The following is a 25,542-nucleotide window of genomic DNA, read 5'->3' as shown; positions in this document are numbered from 1 at the left end:
TTAAACAGTGAATGACGTCTGTTCACCGGCGAGCTGTTCAATAAAAAGGCCTGAGCGTCGTAAGACGTCAGGCCTGTTTGTCACTGCCGACGATTACACGCTGGCGTGTTTTTGCCACACCTTAGGCTTGAAGAACAACGTCTCGCCCCGCACCAAGTCGGTGAGGCTGTCGTGGTCTTTAACCACTTCCACTTCGATCAGCTCGCTCTGACCCTCAACTTTCAACGTCACCCGGGTGGTCGCGCCCAATGGGCGAATGTCGCGTACCTGCGCGGCGTGATGGTCCTCTATCTCATGACGTGACAACGACACCTCATGCGGGCGGAACAGCACATGTTGGTCCTCACCAATGTGCAGGCGGTTAGAGTCACCCAGGAAGTGGTACACAAAATCGCTGGCCGGATGTTCGTACACATCCCCCGGTGAGCCGATTTGCTCGATCACGCCCTTGTTCATCACCACGATGCGGTCGGCCACTTCCATCGCCTCTTCCTGGTCGTGGGTCACGAACACTGAGGTTAGGTTGATGTCTTCGTGCAGGCGCGCCAACCAGCGGCGCAGCTCTTTACGGACCTTGGCATCGAGGGCGCCGAACGGTTCGTCCAGCAGCAGCACTTTAGGCTCTACGGCCAAGGCGCGAGCCAGGGCAATACGCTGGCGCTGCCCGCCCGAAAGCTGCTCGGGGTAGCGATCCGACAGCCAGTCCAGTTGCACCATGTTCAGCAGTTCGTGGACTTTTTCGGCAATGCGCGTTTCGCTTGGGCGTTCTTTTTTCGGCTTCATGCGCAGGCCGAACGCAACGTTGTCAAACACCGTCATGTGGCGAAACAGCGCGTAATGCTGGAACACAAAACCGACGTTGCGATCGCGCACGTCGTGGCCGGAGACGTCTTCGCCGTGGAACACGATGTTGCCTTCGTCCGGGGTTTCGAGGCCGGCGATGATGCGCAGCAAGGTGGTTTTGCCACAGCCCGAAGGGCCAAGCAGGGCCACCAGCTCGCCGCTCTGGATGTCCAGGTTGATGCTGTTCAGCGCCTTGAAGGCATTGAAGTTCTTGCTGACGTTACGGACTTCGATCGACATGGTTTATTCCTCCGCGGCGCTGGCGCGCAGGCGGTTAATACGGGATTCGCTCCACTGCTTGAGCAGCAGGATGAAGAGCGCCAGGATCAGCAACAGGGTGGCCACAGCAAAGGCGGCGACGTGGTTGTATTCGTTGTAGAGGATCTCGACGTGCAGCGGCAGGGTGTTGGTCACCCCACGAATGTGCCCGGACACCACCGACACTGCACCGAATTCACCCATCGCCCGCGCCGTACACAGCACGACGCCGTAGATCAGGCCCCATTTGATGTTGGGCACGGTGACGTGCCAGAACATCTGCCAACCGTTGGCACCCAGCAGGCGTGCAGCCTCTTCTTCCTGGGTGCCCTGCTCTTGCATCAGCGGGATCAGTTCACGGGCCACGAAAGGCACGGTGACGAAGATCGTGGCGAGTACGATGCCCGGTAACGCAAAGACGATTTGAATGTCGTGGTCTTGCAGCCAAGGGCCAATAAAACCCTGCGCGCCAAACATCAATACGTAGACCAGACCTGCAATCACCGGTGACACCGAAAATGGCAGGTCGATCAGGGTCACGAGGATGCTTTTGCCGCGAAAGCTGTATTTGCTCACGCACCACGCCGCGCTGACGCCGAACACCACGTTGAGTGGCACCGAAATGACCACGGCGATGATGGTCAGCTTCAAGGCCGACAGGGCATCGGGTTCAAGGATCGCGTCGAAGAACGCCCCGAAACCCAGTTTCAGGCCTTGGGACACTACGATCAGCAACGGCAGCAGCAGAAACACGGTGAAAAACAACCAGCCGAAACCGATCAGCAGGCGGCGTGAGCGCGGGCTGCCACGGCGCGCCGCGTTGGCGACCGAGGACGTGCTCGAAATGGAGTTGGACATGGTCAGGCCTCCTTCACGGTTTTTCGATGCGGCGCTGAATCAGGTTGATCAGCAGCAGCAAAATGAAGGAAACCACCAGCATCATCACGCCAATGGCGGTAGCGCCGGTGTAGTCGTATTGGTCGAGTTTGACCATGATCAGTAACGGCAGGATTTCTGTTTTCATTGGCATGTTGCCCGCAATGAAAATCACCGAGCCGTACTCGCCGACGCCACGGGCAAAGGCCAGCGCAAAACCGGTCAACCAGGCAGGTAGCAGGGCGGGCACCAGAATGTAGCGGAACACTTGCAGCGGCTTGGCGCCGAGGCAGGCGGCGGCTTCTTCGATTTCACGCGGGATGTCTGCCAGTACCGGTTGCACGGTGCGCACCACAAACGGCAGCGTGACGAAGGTCAGCGCCAGGGTGATACCCATCGGGGTGTAGGCGATTTTAAAGCCCAGGTCGGCAGCAAACTGGCCGATCCAGCCATTGGGGGCGTAGAGCGCCGTCAAAGCAATCCCGGCCACGGCGGTCGGCAAGGCGAAAGGAAGGTCGATCATCGCGTCGATCACTTTGCGCCCTGGGAAGGTGTAACGCACCAGGACCCAGGCCAGCACGGTGCCGATGATGCCGTTGATCAGCGCCGCGACAAAGGCGGTGCCGAAGCTCAACTTGAGCGCGGCCAGCACGCGAGGTGCGCTGATGATGGCCCAAAACTGGTCCCAGGTCAGTTGCGCGGCATGTACGAACATGGCGGCCAGCGGGATCAGCACAATCAGACTGAGGTACACCAAGGTGTAGCCCAGTGTCAGCCCGAAGCCGGGTATGACGGGGGAGATACGACGCGACATAAAAGTCCTTGTTTAACGCACGAAGCCCGCAAACCAATTGCGGGCTTAATGTTCTAGCTTTCAGCGATGCCTAATGGCCCCGCCCCACAAGTTATTGCGCCTGGTAGATCTGGTCGAACACGCCACCGTCATTGAAGAATTTCGGTTGAGCAGTCTTCCAGCCGCCGAAGTCTTTGTCGATAGTGACAAGGTCCAGCTTGGGAAACTGTTGGGCGTATTTGGCCGCGACCTTTTCATCACGCGGGCGGTAGAAATTTTTGGCAGCAATTTCTTGTCCGGCCGGGCTGTACAGGTGTTCGAGGTACGCTTTAGCGATCTCGCCATTGCCCTTTTTGTCGGCGTTTTTGTCGACCACGGCCACAGGAGGCTCCGCCAGAATCGACAGTGAAGGCACGACAATGTCGAACTTGTCAGCGCCGCCGTCTTCTTTCAGCGCCAGGAACGCTTCGTTTTCCCACGCGAGCAATACGTCCCCCTGACCGTTGTTGACGAAGGTAATGGTCGAACCGCGTGCGCCGGTGTCCAGCACCGGGACGTGTTTGAACAGGGTTTGTACGTAGGCTTTGGCCTTGGCTTCGTCGCCACCGTTAGCCTTGAGGCCATAAGCGTAGGCCGCGAGGAAGTTCCAGCGCGCGCCGCCGCTGGTTTTGGGGTTCGGGGTAATCACCGATACGCCGTCTTTGGTCAGGTCGCCCCAGTCCTTGATGCCTTTGGGGTTGCCCTTGCGCACCAGGAACACGATGGTTGAGGTGTACGGGGTGCTGGCCTCCGGCAGGCGGGTTTGCCAGTTTTCCGGGAGCGAGCCTTTGTTCAGTTTGGCGATTTCGTCGATGTCACCGGCCAGCGCCAGGGTCACAACATCAGCACGCAGGCCATCAATCACGCCACGCGCTTGCTTGCCCGAACCGCCGTGTGATTGCTGAATTTTGACGGTGTCGCCCGGATGACTTTGCTTCCAGAAGTTGGAGAATTCGGCGTTGTAATCCTGATACAGCTCACGGGTTGGATCGTAAGAGACGTTCAACAACTCGTAATCTTTGGCCACAGCGGAGCCAGCAAAAATGGCACTGGCCAGCGCGGCCAAAGCGTAACGGCGTAGGGACATAGGTGAGGCTCCAAAACAGCGTGTGTTTTTAGTTGTTATAGGCGGCTCAAATGAGCGCTACGGGGTTCAGCTATTTTTTTGACCGGGGTTTTGCAGGCGGAATTTTTCTTTACGTTCGATCTGAACCACTTGTGCGTTGTGCACTGTGATTTCAACGGCACCGAAGCGCAGGTCTCGTAGCGCGCTCTGGATTTCCCGCAGAATGGTGGCTTCGTCCTGGCCGTCAACGCTACGCAGAGATGCGCTCATGGTGGTGCTCCTGAAAATAGGGGGTGCCGAGGGGGTGCTGGCATGAAGGCAATAGTAGTGAGGCGCGATTATTCTTAAAAATACTATTTAAGAATGTTTATATAACTGAAATGTCATTTTTCATCTGGCTCGCTCGTCGCTGCCCAGGCGCGCAGGCTGCGATCGGCGGCAAAGCGGTTGTAAATCAAACCGTTGGGAAGTGGGCGAGGGGTTCAGAGAGCAGGGTCAAGTGAGACTTGGCACGGTGTCGCAGCCTGCGTGCCTGGGCAGCGACTACAGGTTGCGTCTAGGCTCTCAATGCCCCGCAGGTCCACCATGGCGAGAACTGCCACTGGACAGACCGCCTAAGTAAGCTCACCTTAGAGCCGTTGTCGTCTCTTCCTGCATAGTCTGGAGTCCTTATGTCGTTTACCCCTGAATTGGTTGCCGAACTGGAAGTCCTTGCACTGTTTGATCTGAACAGCACTCAAGAGGGTCTGAAAGTCCATCAAGATGCTGACAAGAACCTGATTGCAGCCGCCAAACGCCTCCACGAAAAAGACCTCATCACTCAAGCTGACGGCGGTTACCTCACCAGTCTGGGGCGTGATGCTGTCGAGCATGTACAAACGCTGTTGTCCATTCTGACCTCCAAGCCTTTTGCTGCCGTTCGACTGGCAGAGCTTGCCTGACGCCACTGATCGCCCACGGAATTGCTCTGCTCATGAATGATTCCGCGGGCATACCTTCTGAGTAAGCAAAAAATCTGACGCCAAAAGAGCTTTCCTCCTAAGGTTTTTCGCCCTCTCGCTGTAGACTCCTTCCTACGTTGCCTCCCTCCTCTTTCTCGCCTGGCGAGCCGGTTTGAGTTCGATATGACGCGCACCCAGGAAATTCAGATCAATCTGAATGAAGGTATAGATCGGCAGACACTCACTCATTTGCGCGAGAGGTTTCTGCGCGTCAATCAGGGTCGACTGCTGCGCGCACTGGAAGGTTTGACCCCGCGTCAGCAAACGGTTTTAAGCCTGCTGCCTCTTTTTTTCCATGTGAACCATCCCTTATTGCCCGGTTATGTGTCCGGTAGCACCCCTGCCGGGGTGGCCGGTTATGAGCCAGACACACTCAGCCTGGCCGAAGCCCAGCGCCTGACCCGCTCCTTTTCATATAAAGCGCGCACGCCCACGACGGCGTTGCCGATTCATGGCCTGTTTTTGATGGGCAGCCTCGGCACGCTGGCCCAGACCGATCAGAGTGATATGGATGTGTGGGTCTGTCATGGGCCTGACCTTGGCGAGTCGGCGCTCGATGAGTTGCGTAAAAAATGCCAATTGCTGGAGGCATGGGCGGCGGGGCTGGGGGCGGATGCGCATTTCTTTTTGATTGACGGGCCACGCTTTGCGCTCGGTGAGCGTGATGCCCGCTTAAGCACGGATGACTGCGGTACGACGCAGCATTACTTGCTGCTGGATGAGTTTTATCGCACCGCCATCTGGCTCGCGGGCCGTACGCCAATGTGGTGGTGGGTGCCCGCGTGTGAAGAATCACACTACGCGCAATTCACTCACACGTTGCTCTCCAAGCGCTTTATTCGAGCCGATGAGGCCGTCGATCTTGGGCATTTGGCGCGCATTCCGCCGGGGGAGTTCGTCGGTGCTGGCTTGTGGCAGTTGTTCAAAGGCATTGAGTCACCCTACAAGTCGGTGCTCAAGCTGCTGCTGATTGAAGTGTATGCCAGCGAACACCCGAAGGTTGAGTGCCTGAGTCTGCGTTTTAAGCAGTCGGTGTACGCCAATCAGTTAGACCTCGATGAGCTGGACCCTTACGTGGTGGTGTACCGGCGCATTGAGCAGTACCTCAAGGCGCGTGGGGATGTGGATCGGCTGGAGCTGGTGCGCCGCAGTTTGTACCTGAAAGTGAACCGTAAGCTGACCGCCAGCATCGCCCAGCGCGGCACACAGTGGCAGCGCCAGTTACTGGCGCGATTGACCAGAGAATGGGGCTGGGACCAGCGCCAATTGGCGTGGCTCGACAGTCGTCCCGTGTGGAAGGCCGAGCAGGCCATTCATGAGCGCCGGGCGTTGGTGCATGAGTTGAATTACAGCTATCGGTTTTTAAGCCAGTTTGCCCGTGATGAACAGGCGGCAGGCTTGACCAATAAGCGTGACTTGAATGTGTTGGGCCGCCGGTTGTATGCCGCGTTTGAGCGTAAGGCGGGCAAGGTTGATCACATCAACCCGGGTATCGCGCCCAACCTGGCGCAAGACCTGCTGACGCTGGTGCACTCCCCCAATAAAAAAGAACCCGGTGAGCACCATTGGGGGGTGTATCGCGGCAATCTGGCGGTGCATGAGTGGGAACATACGCCCGCCATCCGGCGCAGCCCTGCACTGCTGGAGTTGCTTGCCTGGTGCCATCGCAATGGGGTGATCGACAGCAGCACCCGCTTGGCGTTGAACCCGGGCAGTACGGATGTTACTGAATATGAGTTGTTTAACCTGTTGGGCTGCTTGCAGCAGTTGATCGCCTTACCGCTGGCAGCGGTCGATGAAACGCAATTGCTGCGGCCCAGCATCCCGGCGCAGGTGCTGATCGTGGTTAACGTCGGGATTGACCCACTCAAGCACCACCGGGAAATGAACATCGTGATGACTACCGAGCGTACCGACTCGCTGAGTTATGCCGGGGTGCGCGAAAACCTGGTGCTGACGCTGGATCAAGTTACGCTCAACAGCTGGAATGAAGTGATCGTCAGCCGGTTCGACGGCGAGCATGCATTGTTCGACTGCCTGACCGATTACCTCAACGCCCAGCCGCACGGGCGTGAGACGCCTGAGTTGCGGGTGCGCTGTGTGTGCCATAACCGTGCGCAATTTATCGCGCATCGGGTGGAGGGCGTCTTCAACACGGCGCAAGCCTTGCGTTTGAGCGGGCGCGCCGTGAGTTATGTGGTGCAAGTGGAGCAGCGTTTTCACGTCATGGAGCTGGCGAGGGGCGAAGTGCGCCATGTGGCGTTGGCCGACAGCGCCGCGCTGGTGGGGTATTTGAGCCAAAGCGTGCCGGCTTATCGGGCTGTGCATCTGGATGCGATGGCATTGGGCGAGCATGACCTTGGGTTGATGCTGCCCAAAGCAAAACCTGGCGCGATTCAGGTGTTTTACCGGCTCAATGACGGGCGTGCCGAGTTGACCGTGCTGGATGAGTGCAATGTGGTGTGGCAGCAAACAGTCCCTTTCCATGACGAATTGAGCTTGTTGGTGCCGCTGCAACGGTTCGTGCAAGCGTTGTTGTTTCGCCGTGAAGCCTGCCAACCGCTTGAGGACAACAACCCAGCTGCTGCACTTGAAGTGTTGTATTACCAGTTATTGCCTTCAGGCACTGGCCGTGCGCGTAGCATCGAAGCCCGGCGCGCACCGGTCAGCCCGGCGAACAGCGCCTACTACGAGGTGCAGGCGATCATCGGCAAGGGCGCTCATGGTGGGCAATGGGTCACGTTGTATTGCAATCAGCGTGAGTTCAGCCAAATGGACCATGGCGATCAGCTGTATGGCGCGGTGGCGCGGGAGATTATCGGGCAGCGCCGCGAAACCGAGCGCTACCGCTGTTACATCACTGATCTGGATTTGTCGGGGCTGTTGGGCGAAAGCCACAGCCCGAGCCATTTATACCTGCGCTACAAGGCGGATCTGGAGCAGGCGCTCAACGAGGCGCTGGCGCAGGTCTGAGGCTTAGGCCGGGAAAGGGCCGCCGTCTTTGGGTTGGTCTTCAACAGCCAGCAGTTCCATCTTCAGGGTTTTACCGCCCGGTGCTGGCCAATCGATGTGCTGACCGACTTGCAAGCCCAGCAAGGCGCTGCCCACCGGCGCGAGGATCGAAATTTTGCCTTCGTCCGCGTTGGCGTCCTTGGGGTAAACCAGCGTCAGGTGGTAATCCTTGCCGCTGCTCTGTTCGCGGCAGTGCACGCGCGAGTTCATGGTGACGACATCGGCGGGCACTTCATCGTGGCCCACGAGGGTTTCGGCGCGATCAAGTTCGTCTTGCAGGGCAATAACGCCCGGCAACGTGTCATCCAGTTTGTCGATCAGTTGCTCAAGACGTTGCACGTCCAGGCGAGTGAGCGTGATGGCGGGTGAAGTGGTCATGACCTGGCAGACTCCTTTTTTCTGCACGAAAAAGCAAAACCCCGCCAGAAAATGGCGGGGTTTTGACCAACCTCGTTAGTGCGAGGCGAACCCGGACACTACCACAGCAAAATAAATACACAAGCCAGAGGCGGTCGCTGAGACTCGCTCGCACCTATAGCTGAATGTGGTCTTGGCGTTGCCGGGCCTGTTCACAGATGACCCGGCGCCGCTGGTCGTCAGCCGAGCGCCACTCACGGATGTCTTCGACATGGCGAAAGCAGCCCAGGCAGACTTTTTGTTCATCCAGCCGGCAGGTGCTGATGCAAGGCGACGGCACTGCCGGACTGACGTTGCTGTAGAGCGGTTTTGCGGGTTTAGCAGGAGCAGTCACGTTTAGATCTCGTCAAAATCCAGCTCGACGCCGGTGTGTTCCTTGGTCAGGCGCTGAACCATTTCACTTAATAGTTCATCAGAACTGTCGCATTTCCAGCGTGACTCTTCTTCGTCGTACTCGAAGTGAAAGCCACCTGCGCGTGCAGCCAGCCAGAGCTGTCGTAGCGGTTCCTGGCGGCTGAAAATCAGTTGCGGGCCGCCTTCAAACTTGACCGTCAGTACACCGGCCGAGTTCTCAAGGTCCAGGTCCAGACCGCTCTCATCAAAAACGTCTTCCAGGTTTTGCTGGGTTGCATCGACCAGATCGTGGAAACGGGCTTCAGTCAAACTCATGGTGGAACCTCGTAATGTCTAGTCATGCTCGGAGCTCGCAAGATACGGGCGCTCCAGACCGATTGCAAACCCCAACTGAGCGCGGGTCACAGCACCACTGATTATCTACACAGGCGGTTTTGCCCGACCGCTCTGGCGCATAGGCAAGCTGGTAGGTGCTCGGTATACTCGGGCGCAATTAATGCTTTTCAAAGGATTTCGCCATGAAGCGCCTGATCTCTTCTATTGCTGCACTGGTTGCGGTTGCTTGCCTTGTTTCTGCCTGTGGTCAAAAAGGCCCGCTGTATCTGCCAGACGACAGCCAGTCCCCTGATGACCAAGCGAAGTCGTCGCAATCGCAAGCGCACAAGCACCAATAAGGGAACACCATGGACGCTTTTAACTACCGGGACGGCGAGTTATTCGCCGAAGGTGTCGCGCTGACGGCCATTGCCGAGCGTTTTGGTACACCGACTTACGTCTATTCCCGGGCGCACATCGAGGCGCAATACAACGCTTTCGCCGATGCTTTGCAGGGCATGCCGCACTTGGTGTGTTTTGCAGTAAAAGCCAACTCCAACCTGGGTGTGCTCAATGTCCTGGCGCGTGTGGGCGCCGGTTTTGACATCGTGTCCCGCGGCGAACTGGAACGTGTGCTGGCGGCGGGCGGTTCGGCCGACAAAATCGTATTTTCGGGTGTCGGCAAGACCCGCGATGACATGCGCCGCGCGCTCGAAGTGGGCGTGCACTGCTTCAATGTCGAGTCCACCGACGAGCTTGAACGTTTGCAAATGGTTGCTGCCGAAATGGGCGTGCGCGCGCCGATCTCGCTGCGCGTTAACCCGGATGTCGATGCCGGCACTCACCCGTACATTTCCACCGGCCTCAAAGAAAACAAATTCGGTATTGCCATTGCGGATGCCGAAGATGTGTACATCCGCGCCGCGCAATTGCCCAACCTTGAAGTGATCGGCGTCGATTGCCATATCGGTTCGCAATTGACCACGCTCGATCCGTTTATCGACGCGCTCGACCGCCTGCTGGCACTGATCGACCGCTTGAGCGATTGCGGCATTTACCTGCGCCACATTGACCTGGGTGGCGGCCTGGGCGTGCGTTATCGCGACGAAGAGCCACCGTTGGCCGCCGATTACATCAAGGCGGTGCGCGAGCGTATCGAAGGCCGTGAGCTGGCGCTGGTGTTTGAGCCGGGGCGCTTCATCGTCGCTAACGCAGGCGTGCTGTTAACGCAGGTCGAATACCTCAAGCACACCGAACACAAAGACTTCGCCATTGTCGATGCGGCGATGAACGACTTGATCCGCCCGGCGCTGTATCAAGCCTGGATGGACGTGACCGCGGTTCGCCCGCGTGACACCGCAACCCGTGCCTACGACATCGTGGGTCCGATCTGCGAGACCGGTGACTTCCTGGCCAAAGACCGCCCGTTGGCGCTGGCCGAAGGTGACCTGCTGGCAGTGCATTCGGCCGGGGCTTATGGCTTTGTCATGAGTTCGAACTACAACACCCGTGGTCGTGCTGCCGAGGTTCTGGTGGACGGCGATCAGGCGTTGGAAGTGCGTCGTCGCGAGACCGTTGCCGAGTTGTTTGCTGGCGAAAGCCTGCTGGCGGAGTGAACCCATGTTGCTGCGTTTTACCAAAATGCACGGCCTGGGCAATGACTTCATGGTTCTCGACCTGGTCAGCCAGCACGCGCACATCCTGCCCAAGCACGCCAAGCAATGGGGTGACCGGCACACAGGCGTCGGCTTCGATCAATTACTGATCGTTGAAGCGCCCAGCAACCCGGAGGTGGATTTCCGTTATCGGATCTTCAACTCCGACGGTTGCGAAGTGGAGCAGTGCGGTAACGGTGCGCGCTGCTTTGCGCGTTTCGTGCTCGACAAGCGCCTGACCACCAAGCGCCAGATCAAGGTCGAAACCAAAAGCGGCATCATTGAACTGAACGTGCGCAGTGACGGGCAAATCAGCGTCGACATGGGCCCGCCGCGTCTGGTGCCGGCCGACATCCCGTTTGTGGCCGATGCGCAGGCGTTGAGCTATGACGTGGACGTTGACGGCCAGACCGTGCAATTGGCCGCCGTCTCAATGGGCAACCCGCATGCGGTGTTGCGCGTCGACGACATCAATGCCGCGCCCGTGCACGAATTGGGCCCCAAAATCGAACATCACCCGCGCTTCCCGGCCCGGGTCAACGTCGGCTTTCTTCACGTCATTGATCGTCATCGCGCGCAATTGCGTGTGTGGGAACGTGGCGCCGGGGAAACCCAGGCCTGCGGCACCGGCGCCTGCGCGGCAGCGGTGGCCGCGATCAGCCAGGGCTGGATGCATTCGCCCGTGACGCTGGACCTGCCCGGTGGTCGCCTGACCATTGAATGGGAAGGCCCGGGGCGCTCGGTGATCATGACCGGCCCGGCGATGCGTGTTTACGAAGGACAAGTCCGTTTATGAGCGAGCGCATACGATGACCGACCAGCCACAGCCAGCAGACCTCGACATTCTTGATCAAAGCCCTGAGGCTGCGGCCGTGGCGGCCTACCTCCAGGCGCATCCAGACTTCTTCAGCCAGCGTGAAGAGTTGTTGCTGACGCAGCGCATTCCTCACCAGCGCGGCGATACGGTGTCGCTGGTCGAGCGCCAACTGGAACTGTTGCGCGGTCGCAATATCGAGATGCGCCATCGTTTATCGCAGTTGATGGACGTGGCCCGCGACAACGACCGGCTCTTCGAAAAAACCCGTCGCCTGAACCTGGCGTTGATGGATGCCACCAGCCTTGAAGACTTAGTGATCGCCGTCGAAGACAGTTTGCGTCAGGACTTTCAGGTGCCTTTCGTAAGCCTAGTGCTGTTTGGCGACAACCCGATGCCGGTTGGCCGTTGGGTGAACAGTGCCGACGCCCAGCGCGCCTTGGGTGGCTTGCTGACCGAAGGCAAGGCGGTGAGCGGCAGCTTGCGTGAGCACGAGCTGGACTTCCTGTTTGGTGAAGAGCAGCGCAAACAAATCGGCTCGACCGCGGTGGTCGCACTCAATCATCTGGGCTTGCATGGCGTTCTGGCGGTTGCCAGCCGCGACCCGCAGCATTACAAAAGCTCGGTAGGCACCTTGTTCCTCAGCTACGTCGCGCAAGTGCTCGGCCGTGTGTTACCGCGCTTTACCAACGCCCTGCGCTCGGTGCGCTAGGCATGGAACGGCAACTGGACGCTTACTGCACCCACCTGCGCAGTGAGCGCCAAGTGTCGCCTCACACGCTTGAAGCCTACCGCCGTGACTTGGGCAAGGTGTTGGCGTTTTGCAATAAAGAATCAATCTCCAGTTGGTCAGCACTGGATATCCAGCGCCTGCGCCAGTTGGTGTCCCGCCTGCATCAGCAAGGGCAGTCTTCACCCAGCATTGCGCGGCTGCTGTCGGCGGTGCGCGGGCTTTATCACTACCTCAACCGCGAAGGCCTGTGCGACCACGACCCGGCCAATGGCCTGGCACCGCCCAAGGGTGAACGCCGCCTGCCCAAAACCCTCGACACCGATCGTGCCTTGCAACTGCTGGAAGGCGCGGTGGAGGAGGATTTTCTGGCATTGCGTGATCAGGCCATTCTGGAGTTGTTTTACTCCTCCGGGCTGCGCTTGTCGGAGCTGACAGGTCTGAATATGGATCAACTGGATTTGGCTGACGGGCTGGTGCAAGTGTTGGGCAAGGGCAGCAAGACGCGTGTGCTGCCGGTCGGTAAAAAGGCCCGCGAGGCCTTGCATGCCTGGTTACCCCTGCGGGCCTTGGCCAACCCGCATGACGACGCGGTGTTTATCAGCCAGCGTGGTCGACGGCTTGGGCCGCGCGCGATTCAAATGCGGGTCAAGGCTGCGGGTGAGCGTGAGTTGGGACAAAACCTGCACCCGCACATGCTGCGCCATTCCTTTGCCAGCCATTTGCTAGAGTCCTCTCAGGATTTGCGGGCGGTGCAAGAACTGCTCGGGCATTCGGACATCAAAACGACGCAGATCTATACCCATCTGGACTTCCAGCATCTGGCTTCGGTCTACGACAGCGCCCACCCGCGGGCCAAACGCAGTAAGGGCAGTGAATGACAATTGAACTGGTTACCTTCGATCTTGACGACACCTTGTGGGACACCGCGCCGGTGATCGTACGGGCCGAAACGGTATTGGGTGAATGGCTCGCCGCCAATGCACCAAAATTGGGCGTCATTGAAGCTGTGCACTTTCAAGCCCTGCGGGAGCGGATTTTGGGCGCGCAGCCGCAGTTAAAGCACCGTATCAGTGCGCTGCGCCGTCGGGTGTTGTTTCACGCGCTGCACGAGGCGGGTTACCCGCAGGCGGATGCGCAGGCGTTGGCAGATCAAGCCTTTGAGGTCTTCCTTGAGGCGCGGCATGCGCTTGAGGTGTTCGCCCAAGTTGAACCGACCTTGAGCGCGTTGGCCCGCGATTACGCGTTGGGCGTGGTCACCAATGGCAATGCGGACGTCCGCCGTATAGGCCTGGGGCACCACTTTAAATTTGTGCTCTGTGCCGAGGACATTGGCATTGCCAAGCCCGATGCACGGTTGTTCCATGAAGCATTGTCGCGAGGCGGCGTGGCAGCCCATGCGGCCGTGCACGTGGGTGATCACCCGGGCGATGATATTGCCGGTGCGCAGCAGGCAGGTTTGCGCGCGGTGTGGTTCAACCCTGGCGGCAAGTCGTGGGACGGTGATAAGCGCCCGGATGCCGAAATTGGCTGTTTGAGCGAGTTGGCACAGGTGCTCAACCACCTGAAGTGAACGCCTTGCAAGGCTATTGTCGTCACTCGTCAGCGGTTACATGTCAGGTGCCCGCCAGGAAACGCTTCTCGCGCTCACAAAAAAGCCCGCAGCGACGGCGGGCTTTTTTCAAGCAAGCATCACACCCTTAGATAGGGCGGCTGCCGTACTTGTTATCAGGCTTCTTGGGCGGGTCTGCCACCACATTGGCCTCAACTTCCTGCACTTTGCCGCCACGGGAAAGAAACTCCTCCATGGCGCGAGCCAGAGCATCACGCTCTTTATTTTTGGCTTCTACGCTGGGCAGGTCATCAACGGACACCGCAGCCTTGGATTTACTCTTGGCGGCCGGAACCGGTGCATCTTCGCCACCGTCGTCGTCAGCCACGTCATCCGCAGCAACTTCCAGACCTTCTTCGGTTTCGTCTTCGTCACCTACTTCGAGGTCATCATTTTCCAGATCATCGTCGCTCATGTTCTACCCCATGACTTACGTAAAGCAGATTAGTTATAGACCAGCTACGGCCACTGTCGACTGCCGCTGGTGCAAAAGTAGCCCTGGATTACCCGGGGCTTACGCCTCGACGCCTTTGACGGCGGTAGGACTTTACAAGTGCCGTTGTAAGCATGGCGCTCGTTATATAAACACCTTGCCAAGTGTCCAATTAATAACTTGCAACACTGGCCTTGAAGGCATGTGGAGATGCTCCGTGCCTTCGTCGTTCGTGGGGCGTTTTACTTCGCCCTTCGGCGCGCATTCTAGCGTGCTCAAGGAAAAAGCAAAGCAGCTAATAGTCGAGTTGTGCTGTAAGTCTTCGTCGCCTATTTCATCGTAGAACTGATCTCTCCTTAACGGTGTAGGAAAAATCATTCTCTTGGTGCGAATACCGCCACATTTCAGGCAAAAAAATACCCGGCATGCCGGGTATTTTTTTCAAAGATTTTTACAAGTTGTAGCCACGCTCGTTGTGTTGCGCGAGGTCGAGGCCAACGGCCTCTTCTTCTTCCGTTACGCGCAGACCCATCACAGCATCCAGCACTTTGAGAATGACGAAGGTGACGATTGCGGTGTAGATCACCGTGAAGGCGACCCCTTTGCACTGGATCCAGACTTGGGCTGCGATGTCGGTCACGGCCCCGAAGCCGCCCAGTGCGGGCGCTGCGAACACACCCGTAAGGATCGCGCCGACAATACCGCCCACACCGTGGACACCAAAGGCGTCCAGCGAATCGTCATAACCCAGCTTGCGTTTGAGGCTAGTGGCGCAGAAAAAGCAGATCACACCAGAGGCCAAGCCGATCACGATTGAACCCATTGGGCCGACAGTGCCCGCTGCCGGGGTGATGGCCACCAGGCCCGCGACCACGCCTGACGCGATGCCCAGTGCGCTTGGCTTGCCGTGGGTGATCCACTCGGCAAACATCCAGCCCAGTGCGGCGGCGGCGGTGGCGATTTGGGTCACGAGCATTGCCATGCCCGCCGTGCCGTTCGCTGCGGCAGCAGAGCCTGCGTTGAAACCGAACCAGCCGATCCACAGCATTGCAGCGCCGACCAGGGTGTAACCGAGGTTGTGCGGCGCCATTGGGGTGGTCGGGTAGCCTTTACGCTTGCCCAGCACGATGCACGCTACAAGGCCGGCAACACCTGCGTTGATGTGCACCACCGTGCCACCCGCGAAATCGAGTACACCCCAATCCCACATCAGGCCGCCGTTGCCGCTCCACACCATGTGTGCAATGGGCGCATACACCAGGGTGAACCACACACCCATGAAAATCAGCATGGCCGAGAACTTCATGCGCTCAGCAAACGCCCCGACGATCAGCGCTGGCGTGATGATGGCGAACGTCATCTGGAAGGTGATAAACACAGCTTCGGGAAACAGTGCGGTGGGCGAGGTCAGGCTGGCCGGCGTGACACCCGCGAGGAAGGCTTTGCCGAACCCGCCGATGAACGAGTTGAAGTTGGTGACGCCCTGCTCCATACCGGTGGTGTCGAACGTGATGCTGTAGCCATAAATGACCCACAGGATGCTGATCAGGCCGGTAATGGCGAAGCACTGCATCATCACAGAAAGAAGGTTTTTGGAGCGCACCATGCCGCCGTAGAACAGCGCCAGGCCGGGAATGGTCATAAACAGCACCAAAGCCGTTGCAGTCAGCATCCAGGCGGTGTCGCCGGAGTTGAGGGCTGGCGCAGCCACTTCGTCTGCCGCCATGGCCAGGCCAGGCATTACGACAGACAGCAGGGCTGCGAGCCCTGCGAATTTACGCAGAGTCATAGTGTTTTCTCCTGGGGCGTTGGGTTTGGCGGCTTAGATGGCGTCGGTATCGGTTTCGCCGGTACGGATGCGGATAGCCTGTTCCAGATTGACCACGAAAATCTTGCCATCACCGATCTTGCCGGTGTTGGCAGCCTTGGTTATCGCCTCGATAACCCGGTCAAGATCTTTGTCGTCGATGGCGACATCAATCTTCACCTTTGGCAGAAAATCGACCACGTACTCCGCGCCACGGTACAGCTCGGTGTGGCCTTTCTGCCGGCCGAAGCCTTTGACCTCAGTAACGGTAATGCCCTGTACGCCGATCTCGGACAGCGACTCGCGCACGTCGTCTAACTTGAACGGTTTGATAATGGCGGTGACTAGCTTCATGAAACTTCTCCCGAATTGGTGGACTTGCCCCAGGAAAACAAACCCGGGCCAAGTCTAAGCGCAGTGTCTGGCTTTGTAACGCGCCGTCAGCCTTCTTCAGGCCGCACTGCGCGAGTAAATCGCTGGCGACGAAAACATGCCTTGAACCACTTGGCGCACTGCCTTCGTCACAGCGACTGCATCAGTGCATGAGTCATAGGCGTCTAAGCAGAAACCTTGCCATGTCTAGAAATTTCAGCAATTACAGGTGGTTAGAGACACTAGGTGGCGTTTGGCCTGTTTATAGGCGGGTTTTGCGCACAAAAACAGTGCGCGTGCGGCGCAGCCAGTGCTCAAAAATGTGCAGCGGCCCCTGCGCCGTGAGCGTCGAAACCCCGTGATACACTCGCCGCCATCAGTTTTAAGGACCTTATCCATGCTCGCGCCCAAAGATTTTCTCGATGCCCTGAGTGGCCATGCATCACGTTTATTCAGCGGCGACACCGCGCTGCCGCGCAACGAAATCGAAAGCCAGTTCAAAGCGCTGCTGCAAAGTGGCTTCAGCAAACTCGACTTGGTAAGCCGTGAAGAATTTGACAGCCAAATGGTTGTCTTGGCCCGTACTCGGGCGCGTCTTGAAAGCCTGGAAGCGAAAGTCGCAGAGCTGGAAGCCCGCTTGCTGCCACCCGCGCAGTAACACCCAGGTGCAGGCGGTCTATTGGATCCTTGCGCGCTGCACGCTCTAAACCCTGCTTAGCGAGAAAGGTGACGCCCGTCCCTGTTCTCAAGCAGGTCAGCCCGGAGTCAGGAAAAAGCCAGTAGCGTTTGTCTGGCATGCGGTTCGGAACCGTCGTGAGTCTATTGGGTACACAGGATTACACCGCAAGGGCTAGCGCCCATTACCGCGGCGTCCTGTGAACCCATTCAGAGCTACTCATGACTATCACCTTCGCGCACTTTCGTCCCTCATCTCAGTTGCCAGAACATGCGGTTCCTAAGCGCCCTGAACTGAGTAAACCAAGTGCTGGCGAGGTAAAGAGCGGTTTGGCAGTGTCGCGTTTACCCACGTTTGGTAGCACTCGAACAAGTGGCAGCAGTCGTCAAGTTGAGTTTGACGTACTAACGCCACGCTCAGCAGATACAGCCCGAAGCGTGACTCCACAGGTGTCAGAGGAGGCTGAGCCTCAACGGCCTTTGGTCCGCAGGCCTCGAGCGGTCAATCCCCAGAGCACCACGCCGGTATTGGTTGAAGCCACGCTGGACGATCCCCGCAAGCGTGGCGACAGCCAAATGGCTGCCCTTGTTGCGCAAGCGCTGCGCGTTGGCGAAAGCACCGGACACCTTCCAGAGCGTATTGACAATATTGTGCCGACCTCGACATTTGGTCAGTGGTGGGCGCATTTGCATCAGGCCGTGCAGTCTCCGGCTTTTTTGCATTGGGCCGCCGCGCAGAAGCTGGATTTGTCAAAACCCATTCAGTTGTACCCCAACACCGAACCGCCTCAACAGGATTACATAGCAGGCATGGTCGCCGGTGAGCGCACCTTGTTTGTAGCCTCGGACCGTGGCAATCGATGGACCCTGGAGCCTATTCTGCAAGCCGCTAGAATTATCAGCCCGACCGTGGGTACGACGAATCTGTTTGAGTCACCCACTCTTAGTACGTCAGCTCCCTACAAGGTCGTGGCAAACTTTTATAGTGAAAGGATTGACCCGCAACCCCCAGAGGACATGGGGAGTCGCGCGGAACAACTCGAACAGGTCAAAGCGTTTGTGCATCTCCCGCCCACAGATCCCATGCGCTCTAGTGCGGCGCGATCCGAAAAGGCGCTTGAAGAGGCACGCAGCAAACTGATCGAAAACCATGACGCGCACCAGCTCTACGTTCAATTGGCGGACATCATCAAGCGAAGCGAGGAGCGTGCCACTGCGTTCAAACGGCGTTCGGCATTGCCTGTGAGTGACAGTGAACACATTCCACCAGCGCAGCTTGAAAACCAACTTTCGCAAGCCATTCTCAGCGACGTCAGCGGCGCGAGCATCACACTACATCCCGATTCGCCTTGGCGGGCATTGCACACAGACTCCACCATGACGCTGGACAGATTCATTTCTGAGAACGGTTGGTTAGCGCCCAGCAGTCACGATGCACTGACCAGCCTTGCTCAGGTTCTGACCCAGCCGTTACTCGCCACACCGCCACACGGTAATTTCGGCGGTGCATTGTGCTGGTCCATTCCGTTGAGCGACGAAGATCAAAGCCGTGTACTGGCCGCCATTACCCAGAACGGTCTGGGTTTGGGGGGCCTGCCGAGCGATGAACAAGGTGTACTGAGCTATCTGACGCGCAACCTGGAACTGACGGCAGACGAGCGTCAAAATCCGCGAGCGGTCATCCAGGCTCTTTTGGCCACGCCCAAGGCTCAAGCGCTTGGGTTGGCCCTGGAGAGAAAATTCAAAGGCTTCAGCACCCCGGACAGTATTAATGACTGGGTGCTGGCCGCGCTGGGCGCCTCCCTTGAACGGCCCAGCGTCGCGATAAGCGCGTTGAACCCTGTCAGGACGGGTGTTGCGGGTTTTAATCTGGCGTCAGAGGAGCACTGGGGCAAACCCCCGGCGACGGTTGTCAAAGGTCTGACTAACCACTTGATTGCCAACAGGTCCATAAGCGCTGTCATGGCGCCCGCTGCCGCGCACTTGTTGCTGTCTCGCAAGGCACCGGAGTTTTTGGTCAGGGACATTCCGTCCCAAGTGGTTTATGGGTCGCATACCTGGATGAACTTCACCACCGCCGTTGCGCGTATCGAAGCCCAAGCGCCAGGCGCATCCTCCCTCATGACATTTGCCCAAGTGCTAACCCACGCAACAACAAGTCCGATCACGGCTCGAGAACAAATGATGGACTACGCCGCACAGCGTGATGCACTGGTTGATTGGGGGGTGGTCAACGGTTTTATGCCCGCAAGTGCAGAGGATGTTTATACCGATGTTCAAATGAGTAACGTCTCTCAGGCCTTCAATAACCAAGTTACGGAATTAAGTGCTGCGTCCTGGGTGTATGCGACCCCTTTGCCCGAGCGCAAGAAAATGGCGTTGCGGGTATTAACATTAGCCTTCGGTGATCGCATTCCGTTTGAGAAAAAATGCATCACGACCGTTCCTCCTCAGCGTAATTTTCCAGGGCCTTATTCGGTCCTTGATCTCTACTTACAAGAAAGATTCAATGGAGCGCATTGGTTCTCATCCAGCGAAGATGTTCCAATCCGCGGGATCAAGCACCATAGCGGAAAACTGCCTGACATCAATAAATACTTCTCGGCTTATTTGGCCGCTTTTTTCACAGCGATGGAGAAAGGGATTGCAGCTCAAGTTAAAAGTTTGATAAGTAATCTGCCCCTTGAAGATCGAAAAAATATTGAAGCAGGAAAATTAACAGTCATTAAAGAAACCACGGTAGGCACCACCCATGGGGGGTGGAGGGTGCAAGAAACCACGGTACCGAATGCATTACTCCTTCGAACTCTGCGCGAGGGCGTTACTCATACCTATGAAATAAAGATACGGGACAATACGGTCAGTAAACGCAATGAGTTAAATGCGCTGGCGTTAGGCGCTCAATTTACCAGCCATAGCCATGGCAGTGTCAGTGGGCGTGTTCGCACATCGCCTACCCTAGATGCTGTTACACCTTCGGGTGCCTGGTCAGCGAAGCTAACCGATGAAAAGAAAGGCACGGCGCTCGTCAACATGTTTACCCATGAGCGCGCGCAGTACATCGCTGCTGCCATGGTAGAAAATGTGGGCATCAGGCGCCTGGCTGCCGAAGCCCGGGGCCTTACAACGTTCGAAACTGAAGTGCCTTTCCACAAGAAAGTGAGGGAGTTCCTTCTAAATCTTATCCCGCTGCGGTCTGCCATCCAGAACTTCAGGCAAGGCAATATAGGAGAAGGGGTGGTTGATTTAACACTGGACGTCTTCTGCTTTGCAATGGGGCTTGGGGTGGCGGCTAAAGGTGCGAAGGCGCTTCATGTGGGTCTTTCCACTGCCAGTAAAGTTGCGCACAGTGTCAGAGTGCTCGGCCGTGTTGCCGTCAGCACGCTAAACCCCTTGAGTGGGGTCGATGATTTGGCGCGTGGAATCATAAAAGGGGGCGCTAAAGCATTAAGGACCCTCGGGCACGGCCTAAATAAAATGCGGGGTGTCGACCTCGCCTCAATTATACGAAAGCCGGGAATTGCGCAAGGCGCCTACAGGGCGGCCAGTGCCAGCGAAGAGATAAAGCTGCTGGCAAAGCTCGATGAAAAAACCGGCCGCTGGTATGCCATCCACCCCCGTACCAAAACGCCGTTTGGGCTGCCACTGGAAAACTTTAAACCCAACGTCTTTTCCAGCAGTGAGCTTAAAAAAAGTATTGATACGTTATATTCAAGTTTTGGAAAGACGCCTCCGATTGATATTTGCTATGCCACCGCATTGCTCACCGCTCAAGCGGATAAAAAAATAACAGCGTCGGTCTTCAAGGCCCTGATCGTGGACACTATGAATGGTGTGTCCCCTGCGTTTTATCAGCGCATGAATATTAACTCAGGCACGTTGAAAAACGCCTTTAATATTGCCGACATCAATGAATCCGGCCTCCTCTCGTTCGTCAGTAAAAATGGATACAACAAAGATAAGATCACGCATATGGCCTATCTTCACAAAGCCAGTGACAACCAGACGTACTTGTATCATTCCAACTCACATATATTGGACAAGTATTTGGGGGGCATAGAAAACCTCCCTTCAACGGCCGGTAAAGCCAATGTGTACACGCTGGATGTGCAAAGACAGCGTGGATTGCAACAGTTTATGGAAGAAGGTGCAGGGTCTACGGTCGCTTTTACTCCTGCGAGCATTCTGAATGCGCGGGTACTGGCGCCCGCCGCTTAGACACCGTTGGATCCGGGTGCATATTCACATCCCGTATCCATTCAAATGCTCCCCCTGCGCCTCAACACGTGCAGGATGCGTTTTTTGCGCACTCAAGGAATGAGTCATGTCACTGGCAATTGTTCACAGCCGCGCCCAAGTGGGCGTCGAGGCACCCGTTGTGACGGTGGAAGCGCATTTGGCCAATGGATTACCGGCGCTGACCTTGGTCGGGCTGCCAGAAACAGCCGTCAAGGAAAGCAAAGACCGAGTGCGCAGCGCGATCCTTAATTCAGGTTTTGAATTCCCGGCGCGTCGCATCACCTTAAATCTGGCGCCCGCTGACCTGCCCAAGGACGGCGGGCGTTTTGATTTGGCCATCGCATTGGGCATTTTGGCCGCCAGCGGGCAGTTGCCAGCGGGGGCGTTGGAGCACGTTGAAGTGCTGGGGGAGCTGGCGTTATCCGGCGCGATTCGCCCGGTACAAGGCGTATTGCCGGCGGCATTGGCGGCGCGGGCTGCCGGTCGCGCATTGATGGTGCCGCTCATCAACGCCGAGGAAGCGTGCATGGCCTGCGGGTTGACGGTGATTGCGGTGGAGCACTTGTTGCAGGTGGTGGCACATTTTACGGGTCGTGCAGTGATGGCGCCTTACGTTGCCAGTGGTCTGTTGCACGAGAGCCAACCCTACCCGGACTTGAGCGACGTGCAAGGCCAACTGTCAGCCAAACGCGCGTTGCTGGTGGCGGCGGCGGGCAGGCATAACCTACTGTTCACAGGCCCGCCTGGCACCGGCAAAACGTTGTTGGCCAGTCGCTTGCCCGGTTTGCTACCGCCGCTGGATGAACAAGAAGCACTGGAAGTGGCGGCCATACAATCGGTGGCCAGTCACATGCCGTTGAGGTGTTGGCCGCAGCGCCCGTTTCGTCAACCCCACCATTCCGCTTCCGGGCCTGCGCTGGTGGGGGGTGGGTCCAAACCGCAGCCTGGAGAGATTACGCTGGCTCACCACGGGGTGCTGTTCCTTGATGAACTGCCCGAATTCGATCGCAAAGTACTCGAAGTGTTAAGAGAACCGATGGAGTCGGGTTTTATCGTGATAGCCCGCGCGCGGGATCGCATGCGCTTCCCGGCCCGCTTTCAACTGGTGGCGGCCATGAACCCGTGCCCCTGTGGCTACCTTGGCGAACCTACGGGCCGCTGCCGTTGCACACCGGAGCAAATCCAGCGCTATCGCAACAAACTCTCCGGCCCCTTGCTCGATCGCATTGACCTGCACCTGACCGTGGCACGAGAAACCACCTTGCTCAACCCTCCCCCTCAAGACGGTGGTACCACGGCCAAGGCAGCGGCGTGGGTCGCCTTGGCGCGTGAGCGGCAGTTGCAGCGTCAGGGCTGCGCCAATGCCTTTCTCGATTTGCCTGGTGTACGCAGCCATTGCCAATTGAGCGCGGTCGACAACCGTTGGCTGGAAAACGCCTGCGAACGGATGACGTTGTCGTTACGCGCAGCACACCGCTTACTGAAAGTGGCACGCACACTGGCGGATCTGGAAGGCGATGTAGACATCGCACGGCGGCACTTGGCGGAGGCGTTGCAGTATCGGCCGGCGAGTGGGTGAAGGACTGGGCTGCGGTTACGCGCGTAGGGTACTGCTTGTTAAGTGACGGATTTATAGGCGCGACAAGGAGTGCGCGTAGTAAAAGAGCGGCATTACCTGGCGGGGTATAGGAAGGCATCAGCGCAGTCGATACAGTGACTGGCGACAGAGGTATTTGATTAAGGCAATTAAATAGGAAGTTTGAAGACTTTCGCTGTTATGACCGCCGTCACCGTCTTGGTCGGTAGTTGTTCACTCGCCTATAGCGGGCTTGTGGTGTGGTTTATCACTGAGTTTTTATCATTGAAGGCCTCATGTTAAAAGTGGGTCGCCTTTTACAGGGTCCCTAAAAATAGACGCATACATGTCGTGCATAGGCCCCTGTGCCACACCATCGTTGAGATGGGCTGCACTGGCTGTGCACCCCCCCAACGCCACCACTTGGTCGGCAGCGTGAACGAGGTTCGTGCTATCACAAAGTACGGTGTTCATCGGCCGGTTTGCCTCGCGTCCTTGGGGTAGGGCCCCCCCGCATGGTGCAGCCAGCTGATATGCCGATAGCGGATGGACACGGCCTCTATCGGTAAGGCCAACGATGAGCGCGAGGGAGGGGCCATTTGCAGGGAGATTTGCACAATGCGCGCGCCCTCCAGGCACATCGCGTAATAGTGATCTTGACCACTCGCATCGGCGCTGTAATAGAACTCGATCGTGCATACCAGCTCTTCGCCCTCATTGAGGGCTATGGCCAGTAATGGGGTTGATTTGTCCTGGTACTTGGTGAAGACCACCGGCAAGTGCTGCTCCTTGTCGCCTGAGGAGCCGACCCTGTTGCCGGAAAAAGGGGTGTGGGACACCGACAACGCCATGATTTTGTCTTGATGAGTGGACGGGTACAGATGGCCGATCGAGGCTTGTGAGGAGCAGCCCGATGACAGGAGGGAACCGGTCTTTTTGCCTTTGATAATGACGTAGCTGAGGTCGTTCATAGTCGAAGATCTTGAATGAAGATCGCAGTCTAGGAGCGCTTATCGCTGTAGTCTGTAGGCTGTTTCTGAATTATTCAGATTCATTCGGAGCGGCCCTGTCACGTAGTACGCACCGGATGTGCCACAAAAATGACACCCATCAGCCAATGGCTAATTGACGCCGATGTCTATTAGCCATTACTGTCGCACGTTCATCAGGGAAGCGGTTCGGGCATAAGTCCGGGTTTAACCGCGCGAACTTAAAAAACGGAGAACGGATGCGCGGCGCACTTCTACGCAGTGGCAAAAGCGGTGATTTCACAGCCCTTGGCGAAACCGGACAACCGGTTTACCGGGCCGCACTGCAATTGCGTGAAGCCATTGCGCGCAATAATCCTGAGATGGCCCTGCATCTGGCCATTGCGCAAAGCGATGAGCATGGCAATAACATTGACTGGTACAGCGAGCTGCCAGGCGATGTGATCCCCTGGTGCAGTGCCACCCCTCAAGAGCGGGCCAACGCGCTCGTTGAGCTGGAAAAGCTCCAGGCCGATCTCAACCAGTTGAGCGTCACTTACCTGGACCCGGACCATAACGGTAAACCGTCGGTCGACCGCACCGTATTCGGCAAATTGCTGGCACACGTGCTGCCCTTCCCGGATGAAAACTACGTTTACCTGGTCAACGGCAAACCAGTCCTGACGTTCTGGGGCTTTCGCCGCCCTGGCGCCGATCACAACGCAGACCCGCTGCATTGCCTGCGCCCGCAACCCGCGCCCGTGACCCCCGCGCCAGTCATCGCGCCAATTGCCGAGCCGGTGCCGCCTGCGCCTGTGCCTGCACCATTGCCGGTGGTTGCGCGCCCTTGGTGGCGCCGTTGGTGGTGGCTGTTGCTGCTGCTTTTACTGCTGCTGTTGCTGTTGTTCGGCTTGCGCGGTTGTGGGCCACAGTTGGGCTTGACGCTGCCGACCTGGCCCAACGTTGACCCCAAGCCGGATGTGACCGAGCCTTACCCCGATGCCAATTGGCAATTGCCCAACGCCGACGGCTCGACGACGGTGCCCGGCAATGGCCAAGGCACGTCGACCACGCAAGTGCCGACTACCGGCACAGGCGCGGCCCTGCCACCTGACGCACAGCCGAATCAGACGCCTGCGACTGAGCCACAACCCGAGCCTGGTAGCGCGCAGCCACCGGTGCCCGATGAGTCGCCTGCGCCGGACGGGGGCGAACACCCCGCCACAAAACCGCCTGAACCGCCACAGATCCCGCAAGAGCCGCAGCCCGCGCCAGGGCCAACGCCGCAGGTACCGGGCGAGCCTCTGACCATTCCGGCGGACAGCCCCGACGGCCAGGCGGACTTCCTGAACGGGCACTACCGTGCGGGTGCAGGTATTCAAGACAAAAACACCGGCAAGTCACTGCGCCTTGAGTATCAATTCAAGGATGGCAAAGGCGAGGTGATTGTGCGCAAGGCCAATGGCATCAACTGCACCGGCCCGGTGTCCGCCGCCATGCAGAGTGGCAGCCTGGCAATCACCAGCCAGGGCCAGGCGGCATGCAGCGATGGCAGCCGTTACGACATGCCGCAAGTCGATTGCCGTCAGGGTGCGCAGAGCATTGCTGACTGCACCGGCGTTTATGAAGACAAAAAATTCCCCATCTCCATGCGCCAGACGGGCGAATAATGACTGGAAGACTCTGA

The 25,542-nt window shown here is 57.8% G+C and carries 24 protein-coding genes; 12 read left to right on the top strand and 12 right to left on the bottom strand.

Annotated features, from left to right (window positions below; all coding sequences use genetic code 11):
• Positions 1-93: 93 nt before the first annotated feature.
• The 5 genes from GYN01_RS10005 to oscA all read right to left on the bottom strand — a co-directional run bounded on the left by GYN01_RS10005 (position 94) and on the right by oscA (position 4,145).
• Entirely contained in the window at positions 94-1,083 is a 990-nt protein-coding gene (locus tag GYN01_RS10005) for a sulfate/molybdate ABC transporter ATP-binding protein (protein ID WP_048363801.1), read from the bottom strand.
• A 3-nt stretch (positions 1,084-1,086) separates the two neighbouring features.
• Positions 1,087-1,959: a sulfate ABC transporter permease subunit CysW gene (gene cysW, locus GYN01_RS10000; RefSeq protein WP_048363802.1), complete on the bottom strand. Its 873-nt coding sequence runs from the start codon at positions 1,957-1,959 to the stop codon at positions 1,087-1,089.
• Between the two features lie 13 nt (positions 1,960-1,972).
• Positions 1,973-2,791, bottom strand: a complete 819-nt coding sequence (gene cysT / locus GYN01_RS09995; RefSeq protein ID WP_048363803.1) for a sulfate ABC transporter permease subunit CysT — start codon at positions 2,789-2,791, stop codon at positions 1,973-1,975.
• A gap of 91 nt (positions 2,792-2,882) precedes the next feature.
• On the bottom strand, positions 2,883-3,896 hold the full coding sequence (locus GYN01_RS09990) for a sulfate ABC transporter substrate-binding protein (protein WP_048402110.1): 1,014 nt from the start codon (positions 3,894-3,896) through the stop codon (positions 2,883-2,885).
• A gap of 66 nt (positions 3,897-3,962) precedes the next feature.
• Complete coding sequence (gene oscA, locus GYN01_RS09985) at positions 3,963-4,145, bottom strand: sulfur starvation response protein OscA (RefSeq protein ID WP_047278876.1); 183 nt, start codon at positions 4,143-4,145, stop codon at positions 3,963-3,965.
• 401 nt (positions 4,146-4,546) lie between these two features.
• On the opposite strand from oscA, the gene GYN01_RS09980 reads away from it, so the two are divergent.
• Complete coding sequence (locus GYN01_RS09980) at positions 4,547-4,816, top strand: TIGR02647 family protein (RefSeq protein WP_203306967.1); 270 nt, start codon at positions 4,547-4,549, stop codon at positions 4,814-4,816.
• 183 nt (positions 4,817-4,999) lie between these two features.
• Positions 5,000-7,849, top strand: a complete 2,850-nt coding sequence (locus GYN01_RS09975; protein ID WP_203306966.1) for a class I adenylate cyclase — start codon at positions 5,000-5,002, stop codon at positions 7,847-7,849.
• Positions 7,850-7,852: 3 nt separating this feature from the next.
• On the opposite strand, the gene rnk is transcribed toward GYN01_RS09975, so the two are convergent.
• From rnk to cyaY, 3 genes are all read right to left on the bottom strand, one after another.
• Positions 7,853-8,266, bottom strand: a complete 414-nt coding sequence (rnk, locus tag GYN01_RS09970; RefSeq protein ID WP_048363807.1) for a nucleoside diphosphate kinase regulator — start codon at positions 8,264-8,266, stop codon at positions 7,853-7,855.
• Between the two features lie 154 nt (positions 8,267-8,420).
• Positions 8,421-8,639: a DUF1289 domain-containing protein gene (locus GYN01_RS09965; RefSeq protein ID WP_048363808.1), complete on the bottom strand. Its 219-nt coding sequence runs from the start codon at positions 8,637-8,639 to the stop codon at positions 8,421-8,423.
• 2 nt (positions 8,640-8,641) lie between these two features.
• The gene (gene cyaY, locus GYN01_RS09960; protein ID WP_203306965.1) at positions 8,642-8,974 is read right to left on the bottom strand and encodes an iron donor protein CyaY; all 333 of its coding nucleotides are present in this window, start codon (positions 8,972-8,974) and stop codon (positions 8,642-8,644) included.
• Positions 8,975-9,177: 203 nt separating this feature from the next.
• On the opposite strand from cyaY, the gene lptM reads away from it, so the two are divergent.
• Genes lptM through GYN01_RS09930 form a run of 6 tightly spaced genes read left to right on the top strand, consistent with a single transcriptional unit; the run spans position 9,178 to position 13,746 of the window.
• Positions 9,178-9,333, top strand: a complete 156-nt coding sequence (gene lptM / locus GYN01_RS09955; RefSeq protein ID WP_048363810.1) for an LPS translocon maturation chaperone LptM — start codon at positions 9,178-9,180, stop codon at positions 9,331-9,333.
• 9 nt (positions 9,334-9,342) lie between these two features.
• Positions 9,343-10,590: a diaminopimelate decarboxylase gene (gene lysA / locus GYN01_RS09950; RefSeq protein ID WP_048363811.1), complete on the top strand. Its 1,248-nt coding sequence runs from the start codon at positions 9,343-9,345 to the stop codon at positions 10,588-10,590.
• A 4-nt stretch (positions 10,591-10,594) separates the two neighbouring features.
• Positions 10,595-11,425: a diaminopimelate epimerase gene (dapF, locus tag GYN01_RS09945; RefSeq protein ID WP_203306964.1), complete on the top strand. Its 831-nt coding sequence runs from the start codon at positions 10,595-10,597 to the stop codon at positions 11,423-11,425.
• Positions 11,426-11,438: 13 nt separating this feature from the next.
• Complete coding sequence (locus GYN01_RS09940) at positions 11,439-12,155, top strand: DUF484 family protein (protein WP_048363813.1); 717 nt, start codon at positions 11,439-11,441, stop codon at positions 12,153-12,155.
• A 2-nt stretch (positions 12,156-12,157) separates the two neighbouring features.
• Positions 12,158-13,054, top strand: a complete 897-nt coding sequence (gene xerC / locus GYN01_RS09935; protein ID WP_048363814.1) for a tyrosine recombinase XerC — start codon at positions 12,158-12,160, stop codon at positions 13,052-13,054.
• Positions 13,051-13,746: an HAD family hydrolase gene (locus tag GYN01_RS09930; RefSeq protein ID WP_048363815.1), complete on the top strand. Its 696-nt coding sequence runs from the start codon at positions 13,051-13,053 to the stop codon at positions 13,744-13,746. The genes xerC and GYN01_RS09930 overlap by 4 nt, the downstream gene beginning before the upstream one ends.
• A gap of 127 nt (positions 13,747-13,873) precedes the next feature.
• Here the strand turns inward: GYN01_RS09930 and sutA are convergent, their stop codons facing one another.
• The 3 genes from sutA to glnK form a co-directional block, all read right to left on the bottom strand.
• The gene (sutA, locus tag GYN01_RS09925; RefSeq protein ID WP_203306963.1) at positions 13,874-14,200 is read right to left on the bottom strand and encodes a transcriptional regulator SutA; all 327 of its coding nucleotides are present in this window, start codon (positions 14,198-14,200) and stop codon (positions 13,874-13,876) included.
• A gap of 469 nt (positions 14,201-14,669) precedes the next feature.
• Entirely contained in the window at positions 14,670-16,007 is a 1,338-nt protein-coding gene (locus GYN01_RS09920; RefSeq protein ID WP_048363817.1) for an ammonium transporter, read from the bottom strand.
• Positions 16,008-16,040: 33 nt separating this feature from the next.
• On the bottom strand, positions 16,041-16,379 hold the full coding sequence (gene glnK / locus GYN01_RS09915) for a P-II family nitrogen regulator (protein WP_002555808.1): 339 nt from the start codon (positions 16,377-16,379) through the stop codon (positions 16,041-16,043).
• Positions 16,380-16,794: 415 nt separating this feature from the next.
• Between glnK and GYN01_RS09910 the strand changes: the two genes are divergently transcribed.
• From GYN01_RS09910 to GYN01_RS09900, 3 genes are all read left to right on the top strand, one after another.
• Entirely contained in the window at positions 16,795-17,055 is a 261-nt protein-coding gene (locus GYN01_RS09910) for an accessory factor UbiK family protein (protein ID WP_048363818.1), read from the top strand.
• A 239-nt stretch (positions 17,056-17,294) separates the two neighbouring features.
• Positions 17,295-21,290 (top strand): DUF8038 domain-containing protein, encoded by a 3,996-nt coding sequence (locus GYN01_RS09905; protein WP_203306962.1) that lies wholly within the window; start codon positions 17,295-17,297, stop codon positions 21,288-21,290.
• Between the two features lie 106 nt (positions 21,291-21,396).
• Positions 21,397-22,890: a YifB family Mg chelatase-like AAA ATPase gene (locus tag GYN01_RS09900; RefSeq protein ID WP_203306961.1), complete on the top strand. Its 1,494-nt coding sequence runs from the start codon at positions 21,397-21,399 to the stop codon at positions 22,888-22,890.
• Positions 22,891-23,357: 467 nt separating this feature from the next.
• On the opposite strand, the gene tssD is transcribed toward GYN01_RS09900, so the two are convergent.
• Entirely contained in the window at positions 23,358-23,858 is a 501-nt protein-coding gene (gene tssD, locus GYN01_RS09895) for a type VI secretion system tube protein TssD (RefSeq protein WP_203306960.1), read from the bottom strand.
• A 257-nt stretch (positions 23,859-24,115) separates the two neighbouring features.
• Here tssD and GYN01_RS09890 point away from each other — a divergent pair, with 257 nt between their 5' ends.
• Positions 24,116-25,525 (top strand): SrfA family protein, encoded by a 1,410-nt coding sequence (locus tag GYN01_RS09890; RefSeq protein ID WP_203306959.1) that lies wholly within the window; start codon positions 24,116-24,118, stop codon positions 25,523-25,525.
• The last annotated feature ends 17 nt before the right edge of the window (positions 25,526-25,542 follow it).

The sequence above is a fragment of the Pseudomonas weihenstephanensis genome (assembly GCF_016812185.1).
Lineage (GTDB): Bacteria > Pseudomonadota > Gammaproteobacteria > Pseudomonadales > Pseudomonadaceae > Aquipseudomonas > Aquipseudomonas weihenstephanensis.
The sequence above is the reverse complement of the archived record's forward strand: the minus strand, read 5'-3'. Positions and strand labels throughout refer to the sequence as shown.

Bases quoted from the DNA above. Each gene is read 5' to 3' on its own strand.
- GYN01_RS10005 (WP_048363801.1), bottom strand. From the start codon at position 1,083: ATGTCGATCGAAGTCCGTAACGTCAGCAAGAACTTCAATGCCTTCAAG.
- cysW (WP_048363802.1), bottom strand. From the start codon at position 1,959: ATGTCCAACTCCATTTCGAGCACGTCCTCGGTCGCCAACGCGGCGCGC.
- cysT (WP_048363803.1), bottom strand. From the start codon at position 2,791: ATGTCGCGTCGTATCTCCCCCGTCATACCCGGCTTCGGGCTGACACTG.
- GYN01_RS09990 (WP_048402110.1), bottom strand. From the start codon at position 3,896: ATGTCCCTACGCCGTTACGCTTTGGCCGCGCTGGCCAGTGCCATTTTT.
- oscA (WP_047278876.1), bottom strand. From the start codon at position 4,145: ATGAGCGCATCTCTGCGTAGCGTTGACGGCCAGGACGAAGCCACCATT.
- GYN01_RS09980 (WP_203306967.1), top strand. From the start codon at position 4,547: ATGTCGTTTACCCCTGAATTGGTTGCCGAACTGGAAGTCCTTGCACTG.
- GYN01_RS09975 (WP_203306966.1), top strand. From the start codon at position 5,000: ATGACGCGCACCCAGGAAATTCAGATCAATCTGAATGAAGGTATAGAT.
- rnk (WP_048363807.1), bottom strand. From the start codon at position 8,266: ATGACCACTTCACCCGCCATCACGCTCACTCGCCTGGACGTGCAACGT.
- cyaY (WP_203306965.1), bottom strand. From the start codon at position 8,974: ATGAGTTTGACTGAAGCCCGTTTCCACGATCTGGTCGATGCAACCCAG.
- lptM (WP_048363810.1), top strand. From the start codon at position 9,178: ATGAAGCGCCTGATCTCTTCTATTGCTGCACTGGTTGCGGTTGCTTGC.
- lysA (WP_048363811.1), top strand. From the start codon at position 9,343: ATGGACGCTTTTAACTACCGGGACGGCGAGTTATTCGCCGAAGGTGTC.
- dapF (WP_203306964.1), top strand. From the start codon at position 10,595: ATGTTGCTGCGTTTTACCAAAATGCACGGCCTGGGCAATGACTTCATG.
- GYN01_RS09940 (WP_048363813.1), top strand. From the start codon at position 11,439: ATGACCGACCAGCCACAGCCAGCAGACCTCGACATTCTTGATCAAAGC.
- xerC (WP_048363814.1), top strand. From the start codon at position 12,158: ATGGAACGGCAACTGGACGCTTACTGCACCCACCTGCGCAGTGAGCGC.
- GYN01_RS09930 (WP_048363815.1), top strand. From the start codon at position 13,051: ATGACAATTGAACTGGTTACCTTCGATCTTGACGACACCTTGTGGGAC.
- sutA (WP_203306963.1), bottom strand. From the start codon at position 14,200: ATGAGCGACGATGATCTGGAAAATGATGACCTCGAAGTAGGTGACGAA.
- GYN01_RS09920 (WP_048363817.1), bottom strand. From the start codon at position 16,007: ATGACTCTGCGTAAATTCGCAGGGCTCGCAGCCCTGCTGTCTGTCGTA.
- glnK (WP_002555808.1), bottom strand. From the start codon at position 16,379: ATGAAGCTAGTCACCGCCATTATCAAACCGTTCAAGTTAGACGACGTG.
- GYN01_RS09910 (WP_048363818.1), top strand. From the start codon at position 16,795: ATGCTCGCGCCCAAAGATTTTCTCGATGCCCTGAGTGGCCATGCATCA.
- GYN01_RS09905 (WP_203306962.1), top strand. From the start codon at position 17,295: ATGACTATCACCTTCGCGCACTTTCGTCCCTCATCTCAGTTGCCAGAA.
- GYN01_RS09900 (WP_203306961.1), top strand. From the start codon at position 21,397: ATGTCACTGGCAATTGTTCACAGCCGCGCCCAAGTGGGCGTCGAGGCA.
- tssD (WP_203306960.1), bottom strand. From the start codon at position 23,858: ATGAACGACCTCAGCTACGTCATTATCAAAGGCAAAAAGACCGGTTCC.
- GYN01_RS09890 (WP_203306959.1), top strand. From the start codon at position 24,116: ATGCGCGGCGCACTTCTACGCAGTGGCAAAAGCGGTGATTTCACAGCC.